The sequence below is a fragment of the Bradyrhizobium sp. 25ACV genome, assembly GCF_054863005.1.
On record NZ_JAVAYO010000003.1, the window covers coordinates 418,473 to 431,533 of the forward strand.

The 13,061-nt window shown below is 65.0% G+C and carries 12 protein-coding genes; 7 read left to right on the plus strand and 5 right to left on the minus strand.

From position 1 onward, the window contains the following. Positions 1-134 precede the first annotated feature (134 nt). Positions 135-1,763 (plus strand): DUF882 domain-containing protein, encoded by a 1,629-nt coding sequence (locus tag RAD04_RS09135; protein ID WP_461623496.1) that lies wholly within the window; start codon positions 135-137, stop codon positions 1,761-1,763. Positions 1,764-1,886: 123 nt separating this feature from the next. Here RAD04_RS09135 and RAD04_RS09140 read toward each other — a convergent pair whose 3' ends face one another. The 3 genes from RAD04_RS09140 to RAD04_RS09150 form a co-directional block, all read right to left on the minus strand. Continuing rightward, positions 1,887-2,312 carry a DUF1801 domain-containing protein gene (locus RAD04_RS09140; RefSeq protein WP_461623497.1) on the minus strand — a complete coding sequence of 142 codons (426 nt, stop codon included), beginning with the start codon at positions 2,310-2,312 and terminating at the stop codon, positions 1,887-1,889. 147 nt (positions 2,313-2,459) lie between these two features. Then, positions 2,460-2,732: a DUF2312 domain-containing protein gene (locus RAD04_RS09145; RefSeq protein ID WP_014492426.1), complete on the minus strand. Its 273-nt coding sequence runs from the start codon at positions 2,730-2,732 to the stop codon at positions 2,460-2,462. 196 nt (positions 2,733-2,928) lie between these two features. Next, entirely contained in the window at positions 2,929-3,240 is a 312-nt protein-coding gene (locus tag RAD04_RS09150) for a DUF1244 domain-containing protein (protein WP_028140305.1), read from the minus strand. Positions 3,241-3,419: 179 nt separating this feature from the next. On the opposite strand from RAD04_RS09150, the gene RAD04_RS09155 reads away from it, so the two are divergent. Then, positions 3,420-4,013, plus strand: coding sequence for a DUF1036 domain-containing protein (locus RAD04_RS09155; RefSeq protein ID WP_091956438.1), 594 nt, complete (start codon positions 3,420-3,422; stop codon positions 4,011-4,013). Further along, positions 4,010-5,446 (plus strand): pyruvate kinase, encoded by a 1,437-nt coding sequence (pyk, locus tag RAD04_RS09160; RefSeq protein ID WP_018317789.1) that lies wholly within the window; start codon positions 4,010-4,012, stop codon positions 5,444-5,446. Before RAD04_RS09155 ends, pyk begins: the two co-directional genes overlap by 4 nt. A 152-nt stretch (positions 5,447-5,598) precedes the next feature. Here pyk and RAD04_RS09165 read toward each other — a convergent pair whose 3' ends face one another. Beyond that, positions 5,599-6,279: a TetR/AcrR family transcriptional regulator gene (locus tag RAD04_RS09165; RefSeq protein WP_026201906.1), complete on the minus strand. Its 681-nt coding sequence runs from the start codon at positions 6,277-6,279 to the stop codon at positions 5,599-5,601. A 290-nt stretch (positions 6,280-6,569) separates the two neighbouring features. Here RAD04_RS09165 and RAD04_RS09170 point away from each other — a divergent pair, with 290 nt between their 5' ends. Next, the gene (locus RAD04_RS09170; RefSeq protein WP_461623498.1) at positions 6,570-8,060 is read left to right on the plus strand and encodes a hypothetical protein; all 1,491 of its coding nucleotides are present in this window, start codon (positions 6,570-6,572) and stop codon (positions 8,058-8,060) included. A gap of 103 nt (positions 8,061-8,163) precedes the next feature. On the opposite strand, the gene RAD04_RS09175 is transcribed toward RAD04_RS09170, so the two are convergent. Beyond that, on the minus strand, positions 8,164-8,328 hold the full coding sequence (locus RAD04_RS09175) for a Flp family type IVb pilin (protein ID WP_028140309.1): 165 nt from the start codon (positions 8,326-8,328) through the stop codon (positions 8,164-8,166). Positions 8,329-8,743: 415 nt separating this feature from the next. Here RAD04_RS09175 and RAD04_RS09180 point away from each other — a divergent pair, with 415 nt between their 5' ends. The 3 genes from RAD04_RS09180 to RAD04_RS09190 all read left to right on the plus strand — a co-directional run bounded on the left by RAD04_RS09180 (position 8,744) and on the right by RAD04_RS09190 (position 13,060). Then, entirely contained in the window at positions 8,744-10,234 is a 1,491-nt protein-coding gene (locus RAD04_RS09180) for a hypothetical protein (protein ID WP_461623499.1), read from the plus strand. Between the two features lie 102 nt (positions 10,235-10,336). Beyond that, positions 10,337-11,899, plus strand: a complete 1,563-nt coding sequence (locus tag RAD04_RS09185; protein WP_461623500.1) for a hypothetical protein — start codon at positions 10,337-10,339, stop codon at positions 11,897-11,899. Positions 11,900-12,064: 165 nt separating this feature from the next. Continuing rightward, positions 12,065-13,060, plus strand: a complete 996-nt coding sequence (locus RAD04_RS09190) for a glycosyltransferase family 2 protein (protein WP_461623501.1) — start codon at positions 12,065-12,067, stop codon at positions 13,058-13,060. Position 13,061: the final 1 nt, after the last annotated feature.

A 13,061-nucleotide genomic window follows, 5' to 3' on the forward strand; every position in this document is an offset into this window, starting at 1 on the left:
GGATTGTAGTCTGACTTGGTTTGGGCGCGGGAAGGTCAACCTCGAATTAACCTTCTCGCTTTAAGAAAGCGTTCATCCTCTTTCGCACTGCTACGGGGTTGGCGGGAGAGTCCATTTGAACGCTCGTCGACTGGGTGGGCTCACACGTGCTGACTGGTCTCGCACGCCAACTTACTGTGCTGTCGTTGTCCCATGCGGGAGTGAAGACCGGTTCGCGGATCGGCCTCGCTGCCGTATTGCTGCTTGCGGGCGCAGGCTCGGTTCATAACGCCGCCGCGCTGAGCGAAACCAAGACGCTCTCCTTCCACCACACCCATTCCGGCGAAGACCTGACAGTCACCTTCAAGCGCGATGGCCGCTATGACGAAGCGGCGCTGAAGCAGCTCAACCACTTCCTGCGCGACTGGCGCACCCAGGACGAGACGGTCATGGACCGTCGCCTCTTCGATATTCTCTGGGAAGTCTACCGCGACGTCGACGCCAAGCAGCCGATCCAGATCATCTCCTCCTACCGCTCCCCCGCCACCAACGCCATGCTCCGCCGCCGCTCCTCCGGGGTGGCGCGCTTCAGCCAGCACATGCTGGGACATGCGATGGACTTCTACATTCCGGGCGTGCCGCTGGAGCAGATCCGCTTCGCCGGCCTGCGCCTGCAGCGCGGCGGCGTCGGCTTCTATCCGACATCAGGCTCGCCCTTCGTGCATCTGGACACCGGCAGCATCCGGCACTGGCCGCGCATGACGCATGACCAGCTCGCCCGCGTCTTCCCGGACGGAAAGACGGTGCATCTGCCGACAGACGGCACCCCGCTCAAGGGCTATGAGCTCGCCAAGGCCGAGATCGAGCGCCGCGGCAATGGCGACGACTCCAGCAGCAGCAAGCCGAACTTCTTCGCCGCTTTGTTCAAGGGCAAGTCCACCGCTCCGGCCGCCAGCAGCGACGAGGACGACGAGGGCGCGCCCGCCCCGGCCGCCAAGCCGGCAGCAGCGACCGTGGTCGCAGCCGCTGCCAAGCCCGCCGATCCGGTGCCGACGCCGCGCGCCAAGCCGCAGATCGCCGCCGCGATCCAGCTCGCCTCAGCCGACGCACAGCTGGTCGCGCCGCCCAAGCCGAAGCCCGCGCCGGTGGCTGACAAGCCGGCACCCAAATCTGCGGACGGCAAGCCGGAGACCCCGGCCGACATCATCAATGCCCGCGGCTTCTGGGATGATGTCCCGGCCGCGCCGCAGCAGGCGACGCCGGCGCAAATCGCTGCGCTGAAGGCCCGCCAGGCGCTCGCCTCTGCCACCGATCCGCAAGCAACCGCGAGCGTGTCCAACACAGCCCTTCAGGCGCTGGCTTTCGCGCCGGCCGCCTCCCCGGTTGATCGCGCCAATGTCGTCGCCGCCTCCGCGCCGATCCCGCGCTCGGGCCGTCCCGCGTCGCGCAACATCGCTCAGGCGACCGAAATCAACACGGTGGTCGGCAAGAGCGTCGACGGCGCGGTCGCGACCGCGACCCGCCTCTCGGCCGCCAAGAGCGAGAGCATCTGGCTCAAGATCGTGATGCTGTCGCCGAGCGCCAGCCGCGCGATGTCGGTCACGCTGATGGGCGAGCTCGATACGGCCGCGCTGCGCGGCTATTTCGTCAAGCCGCAGGCCGTGATCGCGATGGGCTTTGTCGACGACCCGATGCACGGCCTGTCCTGCGACAGTTTTTCGGGCAGCGCGACCGCGAAGCTCCAGACGACGTCGTTCGTCATGCGCACCGCCGCGCTGCGCTGAGGCGCCGAGCTACCTCCACGAATTCAGTCTCGTAGCCCGGATGGAGCGCAGCGCAATCCGGGAACAGTCGCGCGTGTTGAGAGGCCCCGGATTTCGCTGCGCTCCATCCGGGCTACAAGTGCCCTACCGCGCTTTCCTCGCCCGCCGGTCCAGATGATACGTCAACGCCAGCGACAGGCAGACGGATAATTCCCGCATCGGCAGCCTGCCCGCCACCGGCAACAACACCGCCCGTGTCTGCCGATATTCGAACCGATCGGGAAAGCGTTCGCGGAAGCTATCGATCAGCGTCGTCTTGCAATTGAACAGGATGGCGGCGTGTGCGGAGTCCTTGACGCGGCCGAGCCGGATCGTCGAGCCGCTGCCGGTCTCGTCGGTCAGATATGCCGGCTCGCCCCATTTCAGCGTCTCGGTGAGCCGGCCGACCTCTTCATACGCCGCGGCCGTCGCGAAGATCAGCGCGCGCACCTGAAGCAGCCGCTTGCCGATCGGCGTTGGAAGAGCGCCGAAGGCACGGTTCACCTCGCGCGGCAGCGGTGGCGCAGTCATTCGCGACTCCGTTCGCAAACGAAACACGCGCAATTTGTAGCCCGGATGGAGCGCGGCACAATCCGGGGATTGCTTTCACACTGCGAGACCCGGATTTCGCTGTCGCTCCATCCGGGCTACCGCAGTCGTGCTTGAGGCGCGAACGCCTCAGAGCATGCCCAGCGCCTGCATGTAGGTCTCGAGAATCGTCTCGGCCTCGGCGCGCTCGTTGGGGTCCTGCTTGCGCATGCGCACGATGGTGCGCAGCGCCTTGACGTCGTAGCCGTTGCCTTTGCTTTCGGCATAGACGTCGCGGATGTCGTCGGAGATCGCCTTCTTCTCTTCCTCCAGCCGCTCGATGCGCTCGATGATGGATTTGAGCTGGTCCTTGGCAAATTTCGTCGCGGGCTCGTCGTCGCGGACGGCGGCGGAGGTGGCCATCTAGGTACTCCCAATGGAACTGGCAAAACGAGGTGACGCCGGCATCCCTCACCGCGCGTGCTGGTAGACCCTTAGGGTTGGTACCGACTGCGTTCAAGGCAGCATCGCGCTCGTCCACAGCGCGCCCACACCTTCCTGCGGCGAGGCCAAGAAAGCTGTTGTGTGGTGCGACTCAGGCGAGGCACGCCCGGGCCGTTCAGTGCCCGTGGCCGTGGGGATGGACCTTCTTCATCGTCTCGAGCTGTTCTGGCGTGGCCGTGCCCTGGTATTTCGACTTCCAGGTCTCGTAGGGCATGCCGTAGACGGCCTCCCGGCTCTCGTCCTTGCTTAAGGCGACGCCTTGGGCGTCGGCGGCTTCCTTGAGCCAGTTGGACAGGCAGTTGCGGCAGAAGCCCGCCAGATTCATCATGTCGATGTTCTGGACATCCGTCCGCGACTTCAGATGATCGACCAGACGGCGGAAAGCGGCCGCCTCGAGCTCCGTTCTGGTTTTGTCGTCGATTGCCATGGCTGTATCCCTTGGTCTGCCCTTGGACCTGACCCGATGGAGGTCACCCTTACGGGATCAGGTGGGTCCTGTCACAGATTTTGCCATATCCCGGCGCAAACCGACCCGAACCCGGACTTGAGGCAGTTCCCCGGCCCCCTACGCCAAATCGCCAATGATCTGATATAGCTTCCGCGACAATGATCGCCGAATCTCCCCGCTCCCCCCTTCGCATGCTCGCCCGGTTGGTCCCGGTGCTGGCGATTGGCCTGCTGTGCTTGTGGAGCAGCCCGGCCTCCGCCGATTTCCGTCTCTGCAACAACACGTCGAGCCGGGTCGGCATTGCGCTCGGCTACAAGGACGCCGAGGGCTGGACCACCGAGGGCTGGTGGAACATCTCGTCACGCTCCTGCGAGACCCTGCTGCGGGGAACGTTGGTCGCCCGTTACTATTACATCTACGCCATCGACTATGACCGCGGGGGCGAGTGGTCGGGGCAGGCCTTCATGTGCTCGCGCGACAAGGAGTTCACCATCCGCGGCACCGAGGATTGCCTCGCGCGCGGCTATGACCGGACCGGCTATTTCGAGGTCGATACCGGCGAGCAGCGGGCGTGGACGGTGCAGCTTACCGATGCCAACGAACAGCCGGCACAGCAACGCGTACCCGGCCTCCCCGGTCCGGTCGGCCCGGGCGGGGTTCCGGGTTTGCCCAATAGCCCGCCCGGTGGTACGCCCCCCGCCCCGCCTGGCCTCCCGCCAGCTCCCTCGCCCCCGTCTGGAAATAAGCCATGAGGCGTCTTCGCCGTATCAAGATTCTCGCGACCCTGGGCCCAGCCTCTTCAGACCTCGCGATGATCCGCCGCCTGTTCGAGGCCGGCGCCGACCTGTTTCGCATCAACATGAGCCACACCCCGCATGACAAGATGCGGGAGCTGGTGGCGACGATCCGCAACGTCGAGAGCAGCTATGGCCGGCCGATCGGCATCCTGGTCGACCTGCAGGGGCCGAAGCTCAGGCTCGGCTCCTTCGCAGAAGGCTCGGTGCAGCTGCAGAACGGCCAGACCTTCACGCTGGATTCCGACAAGGCCCCCGGCGACACCACGCGCGTCCACCTGCCCCATCCGGAGATCCTGGCGGCGCTGCGGCCCGGCCACGCGCTGCTGCTCGACGACGGCAAGGTGCGCCTGATCGCGGAGGAGACCTCGAAAGAGCACGCGGTGACGCGGGTCGTGGTCGGCGGCAAGATGAGCGACCGCAAGGGCGTCAGCCTGCCCGACACCGACCTGCCGGTCTCCGCCATGACCTCGAAGGACCGCGCCGACCTCGAGGCGGCGCTCGTCACCGGCATCGACTGGATCGCGCTGTCCTTCGTGCAGCGCGCCGACGACGTGATCGAAGCCAAGAAGATGATCCGCGGCCGCGCCGCGGTCATGGCCAAGATCGAGAAGCCCCAGGCGATCGACCGTCTCGCCGACATCATCGAGGCCTCCGACGCGCTGATGGTGGCGCGGGGCGACCTCGGTGTCGAATTGCCGCTCGAGCGCGTGCCGAGCCTGCAGAAGCAGATGACGCGGATGGCGCGCCGCGCCGGCAAGCCGGTGGTGATCGCAACGCAGATGCTGGAATCGATGATCCAGTCGCCGGTGCCGACCCGCGCCGAAGTCTCCGACGTCGCCACCGCCGTCTATGAGGGCGCCGACGCCATCATGCTGTCGGCGGAATCGGCGGCCGGCAAATTCCCGGTCGAGGCGGTCTCGACCATGAACCGCATCGGCGAGGAGGTCGAGCGCGACCCGATTTATCGTTCCGTGCTCACCGCGCAACGCCCTGCGCCGGAATCCACTGCGGGCGATGCCATTGCCGACGCCGCGCGGCAGATCGCCGAGACGCTCGACCTTCCCGCCCTGATCTGCTGGACCTCATCGGGCTCGACCGCAGTGCGGGTGGCGCGCGAGCGGCCGAAGCCGCCGATCGTGGCGATCACGCCGAACATCACCGCCGGCCGACGGCTCGCGGTGGTCTGGGGCGTGCATTGCGTGGTGGCGGAAGACGCGCGTGACCAGGACGACATGGTCGGCCGCGCCGGCCAGATCGCGTTCCGGGACGGTTTCGTCCGCGCCGGCCAGCGCGTGATCATCGTCGCCGGCGTGCCGCTCGGCATCCCCGGCACCACCAACATGGTGCGCATCGCCTCGGTCGGCCCCGAGGGCGACGCGATCATGTAGGCCCGCCAGGGGACGCCAAACAAAAAAATCGAAAAACAACCCCATGCAAAGTAGCCGGAGGCCGCGGCGAGCCTGCTGCGGTTTTGCGAAAAGGCTCGCTCAGTCAACCACCTGAGCGCCGTCAGGCCGGCCACTTCGTCCGCACCGCGATTTCACGCCCCAACGAGCGCCTTCGCGGTCGGCAGCAGCGTCTGCTGCACCACCAGACCCCGGGCGCGGGCGTCCATGACGCCGACCGCACGCAGCGCCAGCAGCGTCACGGTCTGCACCGCATCGCGCATCTTGACGGGATCATCGAGATTGTCAGGCGCGAGCGGCCCGACCAGGGCCTCATGCAGCGCGCCGAGCAAGGCGGTGGCAGCGAGTGCGGTGTCCTGCGCCGGCAGGTGACCGGCACGCACGGCGGCGTCGATCCGGGCGGCAATCTCGCCGGCAATCTCCCGCCGGCTGGCAAGGCGGGAGGCGCTGACATCGACATCGACGGGTTCGGCCAGAATGCCCCAGGCCAGCCGCCGCTGCGACAGGGTATGGACCGCCACGGTGGTGACGGCGGCCGCCAGCGCCGAGGACGGCCCCGGCGCGGCATCGGCCGCCCGGCGGATCGCCGCGAGCTCATCGCGGGAGACCTCGGCAATGAGCTCGGAGATCAGCTCGGCCTTGGAGGGGAAGTAGCGGTAGACCGTGCCGGCTGCGACATTGGCCCGGACTGCGACCGGCGCGATCTGCACCGCCGCCATCCCGCCTTCCGCTGCAGTCTCCCGCGCCGCCGTCAAGATCGCACTGCGCCGCGCCGCAAGGCGCTTCACCACTTGATGCGTCCGCCGATAAACCATGGCGCGCTTCCTGTCCCACACGCCTGCCGCACGCCCTGCGGCTAAACGCTTCGTCACGCAAAAGATGCAAATCGCCCCGCAAGGACTGAACAACTATTCAGGCGGGATGACAAGATGCAAATGAGCCTCCGAACGCCCGGCACCTCGGGATTGCACGCGCAAGCGTCATGAACGCATCCTTACGCGGGATGACCGGGGTGGATGAGCTCGGTTTACCTCAACTTAAACGCGAGCATGGTGATGTGCAGATGCGCCGTCACTGCGTGGTCGATCCAACCCCCGAGAATTCAATGTCGGTTTCCATGACAGGCACCGCTCCCGCGCGCGGCGTAGCGCGCTGGATCTTGCCGTTCTGCATCGGTGCCGGTGCCTACCTGTTCTTTCTTGGCGTCGGCGACATCATGCTGCGGGATTCCGACACGCTGTGGCAGATCAAGATCGGCCAGTGGATCCTCGAACACCGCGCGCTGCCCCACAATGACATCTATTCGTTCACGCGCGACGGCGAGCCCTGGATCTCGAGTTCCTGGCTGTCGCAAGTTTTGTTCGCGCTGGTTTACGAACCGTCGAACTGGGCGGGCGTGGTTATCCTGACGTCGCTCGCAATCGGCGCGACCGCGGCGATTTTCGCGCACCTGATCGACCCCTATCTGGATCCCGCGCGCGCCGTGCTGCTCATCGCTCCAATTCTGGTGATGTCGATGGGCCATTTTTTCGCGCGCCCGCACATGCTGGCCCTGCCTGTCATGCTGGCCTTTGTCGGCGGACTGCTGGCGGCCGCCGACCGGCGCACCGCACCATCCTGGCTGTTGCTGCCCTTGATGGCGCTGTGGGCCAATCTTCACGGCGGCTTCGTCATGGGTCTAGCGCTGATCGGAGCCGTTGGCCTCGATGCGATCGCGTCCGCCGATCGCAAGGAACGCCTTGCACTGGCCGCACGCTGGACCGTGTTCGGGCTGGCCGCGCTTGCGGCAAGCTGCTGCACACCCTATGGCTGGAACACGCTCCTCGCGTCGACGAAAATCCTCAACCTCGGCAAGCTGCTCTCGATGATCGGGGAGTGGAGGCCAGCCGACTTCAGCTCGCTCGATCTGTTCGGAGTCAGCGTGCTCGGCTTGATCGCCCTTGGCTACTGCAGCGGCGTGGTGCTGACCGCGACCCGTATTCTTTTGCTGCTCGGCCTGGTCTGGGCGGCGCTCAGCCACTTCAGGAACATCGAGGTCTTTGCGCTGTTGACGCCGCTCGTGCTGTCGAAGCCGTTGGCCGAACATTTTGGAATGACGAGGGCCGTCGCACCCAGGGGAACGGAAACGCGGCCCTCTTTTGCGCTGACCGCGACCGCAGCGCTCGCGATCGTCGCGGCCGGCTGGAGCATTACGCGGTCCTATGCCACGCCGCACCGCTATGCTTTCATCAGCGATCCATCTCCTGCGGCCGCGGTCGACCTGCTCGAGCGGCGGCACGCGCAGCGGATCTTCAGCACCGCGCCGATCGGCGGCTATCTTGTCACCCGCAACATCAAGACCTTCATCGACGGCCGCGCCGAACTGTATGGCGAGCAATTCGTGCTCGACTATTTCGAGGCTGTCGAAGGCAAGAACGTCGAGACCCTGCTGCGCCTGCTCGAAACCTACCGGATCGACGCGACGTTGCTGAACAGGACGGTCCCGGCATCGATGATCATGGACCATTTGCCGGGCTGGAAGCGGCTCTATGCGGATGACATCGCCGTGGTCCACGTCCGCGACGACGCACCGACCAAGCACTCCACGTCACAGTGAGCCACGAACCAAATTCTTGAGCATGATCGGGCGGCAAGCCCTCGCACAAAAGAAAAGAGCCTCGTCGCGGACGAGGCTCTCAGAATTCTCAGGTCGGCCAGCCTTACTTGAGGCTGCTCGAGATCGAGGTGAACTTGGCGTTCAGCGTGGTGCCGAGATTGTTGACGACGGTGATGATGGCCAGCGCGATGCCGGCAGCGATCAGGCCGTATTCAATGGCGGTGGCGCCGGATTCATCCTTCAGGAAACGCGCAACGAGGTTCTTCATAGAGTGCTCCAAATGAGTACACGAGGCTACAACTGATCTGGTCTTTTCGGCTTCCCAGCGCCGCCCGACCATGGAACCAAACGTAGAGGCAAAGAATTGCGCCGCAGTTAATTCGTCTGCGTAAACACCGAGCGGTTTGCGTGTATTCGCGGATGGTAAATCGAAATCTAAAACAATCCGTTAAATTTGTCGGGACATGAAACCAGCGTTGCCTGCCGGTTTACCCGAAGTTATGACCGCCCGTGATCCAATGCCGCCCGCTCGGACTGGCGCGCGGTGAGATGAAAAGTTCATCGCGCTTCAGGTGGTTGCTCGAGCATGATCTTCTCGGAAACCGCACCTCACTTTGCGCCAACGCGGCCCGCCGGGTCCGGATCATGCCCGACCGACAAGAACAACAGGACGACGAGGCGGCATGTCACTTTCCTTTGCCAACAGCATCGCGGCGCAGAGCCGCGCGAGGGCCCTGGTGCCGCTCTGCGTCGGCGCCGGCGTCTATCTGTTCTTCCTCTATCTCGGCGACACCCGGCTGCAGGACTCCGACTCGTTCTGGCAGGTGAAGATCGGGCAATGGATCCTCGATCACCGCGCCATGCCCACCACCGACTTCTATTCGTTCACGCGAACGGGCGCGCCATGGATCTCGACGTCGTGGCTGTCGCAGGTGCTGTTCGCCTATTCCCACGCGCAATGGGACTGGGCAGGTCCCGTCATCCTCACCGCGGTCGCGGTCGCGGTCACGGTCGCGATCTTCGTCAATCTGCTCGACGCTCAGATCGAGGCACCGCGCGCAGTGCTGTTCGCGATGCTGGCGCTGCTGCTGTCGGCCAATCACGTGCTGGCGCGGCCGCATATTCTGGCGCTGCCCGTCATGGTGGCGTGGGTCGGCCTGCTGATGGCAGCTGCCGACCGCAAGGGCGCGCCGTCCTGGTATTGGCTGCCGCTGATGGCGCTCTGGGCGAATTTGCATGGCGGCTTCGTGCTGGGCCTCGTGCTGATCGGCCCGATCGCGCTCGAGGCTGTCGAGCACGCCGAGAAGGGACGACGGCTCCAGCTGTTCATGCGCTGGGTGTTGTTCGGAATCGGCGCTCTGATCGCGAGCTGCTGCACGCCGTATGGCTGGCGGACGCTGCTGGGCGCGACCAATATTCTCGGCCTCGGCGAACTGCTGTCGCTGATCTTCGAATGGATGCCCGCGAACTTCTCCACGTTCACCCCATTCGAAGGCGCCCTGCTCGGCCTGATCGCATTCGGCTATTATCGCGGCCTGGTACTGTCGGCGCCCCGGATCTTCCTGATCCTGTTCCTGACCTGGAGCGCGCTGACCCATGTCAGGAGCATCGAGGCATTTGCGTTCGTGGTGCCGCTGGTGCTGGCAAAGCCGCTCGGCGAGATGTTCCCGCGCCCGGCGCCTGACGCCGCCGGTGCCGGGCGCTGGCCCGCCCGCTATGTCACCGCGCTTGGCGCGCTGATGATCGTGGCGGCGAGCTGGACCTCGACGTCGCTCTACATGGCGCACCACCGCTTCACCTTCACGACCATGCACACGCCGGTTGCGGCCGTCGAAGTGCTCGAGCAACGCAACATGCAGCGCATCTTCAATGCTTATCAGTTTGGCGGCTATCTGATCTCTTGCGATATTCCGGTCTTCGTTGACGGCCGTGCCGAGCTCTATGGCGAGAAATTCGTCATGGACTTCTTCAAGGCGACGGAGGGCAAGAAGCCCGAGCTGCTGCCGCGCCTGCTCGACGAGTACAAGATCGACGCGACGCTGCTGGTTGCCGATGCGCCGGGCCCACAGATCCTCGACCAGCTCAAGGGCTGGAAGCGGATCTACACCGACGACATCGCGGTGATCCATGTGCGAGACCATGCGGACATCGCGACCGCGACGCCTTCGAAGTGAGAACCTCCTTGAGGGCGCGTATTCGTAACCGTGAGATGTCCCTCCAAGGGCGACGTGGACGGGGCCTGGCACACCACGCTCAAACCCCGGCGATCCCGCGACATGCCTTCTTTTGACAGGCCGACTTTGACCATCCCGGCTCGGCTCGACTCGGAGCGGTCCGTGGCGATCGCCGTTCTTGCGATGCTGGCGGCGGTCTCCTTTCTTCCGGTGCTGCTGACCCCCATTCCCGCGATGGTGGATTATCCCAATCACCTTGCCCGCATGTACATCCTGAGCCGGAACGGCACCCCCGACGCCAATCCGTATTACGAGGTCGCCTGGGCCTTCTATCCCAACCTTGGAATGGATCTGCTGGTGCCGCAGCTGGCGCGGCTGATGAGCGTCGAGCACGCCACGCGGCTGTTTCTGCTGCTGAGCCAATTGCTGATCGTCGGGGGCGCGCTGCTGCTCGAATGGGCCCGAAAGGGACGGGTTCATCTTGCCGGCTTCGCTGCGCTCGCTTTCCTCTACTGTCTGCCGTTCAGCTGGGGCTTCGTGAATTTCGAGTTTGGTCTCGGCCTCGCCCTCTGGGGCATCGCAATCTACCTGATGCTGGCCGAAGGCCCATGGCCGCTGCGTTTCGTCGCCAACGCGCTGTTCGTCGCTGCGCTGTATGCGGCGCATTTCTTCTCCCTCGGTATCTACGGCGCGACGCTTGGCCTCTACGAGCTCTCGCGCATCCGTCAGCGGCGAACATCGTACCGGGTGGCGGCCGCGCGGCTCGGCGCGCTGGCCCTGCCGGCGCTCGTGTTGTTTGGGATCATGCAAATGACTGCGGGCTCGATCGGAAGCGAGGGGACGAGCTGGTTCCTCGGATTCAAGCCGATCTGGCCGCTGCGCATCATGAACGGCTACAATCTGACGGTTGCGGCAGTGACCGGGCTGGCGCTGATGATCTCGTTGCTTTTCGCCGCAAGGCGCGGCGTCCTCAAGCTCGAGCCGGCCGGCCTCTGGCTCGCGATCGGCTTTGCGCTGCTCTACCTGATCATTCCCTCGAAGCTGTTCGGAACCTCGTTCGTCGACCTTCGCGTGATTCCCGCTGCAGCTCTGATCCTGCCGGCCTTCTGCTCGCTGTCGTTGCCGGGCCGGGCGTGGAGAACGGCTGCGCTCGCTGCGATCAGCGGCATCATACTGATCAATCTCGCGGTCGTTTTCGCGGTATGGCTGCCTTACCGCGCCGACTATGCGGCGATCATCGCCTCGTTCCAGAAGATCGAGCGCGGCTCACGCGTTCTCGTTGGAAGCACGGGCGACAATGGTGATCCGCCCTTCGCCGACCTCACCTCGTATCCGATGTACTATGCGCCGACGCTGGCCGTGCATTATGCCAACGCGTTCGTGCCCAATCTCTTCACGGAAGCGGGCAAGCAGCCCGTGCGGCCACGCGAGGGCGTGCGCCGCCTTGCCATTCCCTACGGAGGACCGGTGCCGTCGGACCTGCTCACCGCGATTGCGACAAGCCAGCCGCCGACGGACGTTCCGCCGTTCATCCGCACCTGGTACCGGGACTACGACTATCTCTATGTGCTCGGACCGCCGGCCGCGAACCCGCTGCCGGAACTGCTGGAGGTGCTGGACACCTCGGAGCGATTTGTCCTCTACAAGATCCGCCGCAGGCCCTAGACCGAGGCCACGGCTGCGCAAGCATGGTTAATCGTGCATCGCCATTCCGCTCCGCTTCCTGCCCTCAGTCGCCCCGGGGCCCTAGATCCTTAACAGTTGCGGCAAGGCGACCTTAACCACCGCCGAACTAGACTCCGCCCCTGCAACCCAGCCGGAAGCTCTCGCATGGCGGCCAATTCCAGATCGATCTGCTACAGCCTCGTCATCCCCGTGTTCAACGAGGAAGCCGTGCTGCCGGTCCTGCTGCGCCGGCTCGACCTCGTCTTGTCCCGGCTCGACGGTCCGGCAGAAGCGATCTTCGTCGACGACGGCAGCAGCGATTCCAGCTCGATCGTGCTCCAGGCGCTCGCCAAGCGCGATCCGCGCTTTCGCTATATCGGCCTGTCGCGAAATTTCGGCCATCAGGTCGCCATCACCGCCGGCATGGACGCCGCGGAAGGTGACGCGATCATCGTGATGGATGCCGATTTGCAGGATCCGCCCGAAGTGATCGAGCAATTGATCGCAAAATGGCAGGAAGGCAACGACGTCGTCCACGCCCGCCGCCTGTCACGCGAAGGCGAAAGCCGGTTCAAGCGTGCGACCGCTCATCTGTTCTACCGGCTCCTCGGCAGGATGTCCTCGGTCGGCATCCCCGCCGATGTCGGCGACTTCCGCCTGATCGATCGCAAGGTGCTCGACGCACTCAGGCAGATGCCGGAGCAAGATCGCTTCGTGCGCGGCATGATCGCCTGGCTCGGCTTCCGGCAGGCCGAGGTCGCCTTCCACCGTCTCGAGCGCGCTGCGGGCGAAACCAAATACCCGCTGTTCAAGATGGTGCGGCTCGCGGTGAACGCCGCGCTCGGCTTTTCCGATCTGCCCTTGCGGCTTGCAATCTGGTGCGGCTTGACGGTTTCGGGGCTGGCCTTGCTCTACGGCGGCTGGGTGATCCTGCTCTGGCTCAGCAAGGACAGCCATCTCGTCACTGGCTGGTCCTCGACGATGGTCGTGGTGTCCCTGCTGTGCGGAATCAACATGCTGATGACCGGTATCGTGGGGCTCTATGTCGGCCGCATTCATGCCGAGGTGAAACGCCGCCCGCTCTATGTGGTGCAGACGCGCGCCGGCTTCGATCGTAACGAGGCGGCGGCCGCACCCGCAATCCACGCCGTCAACGAGTGAC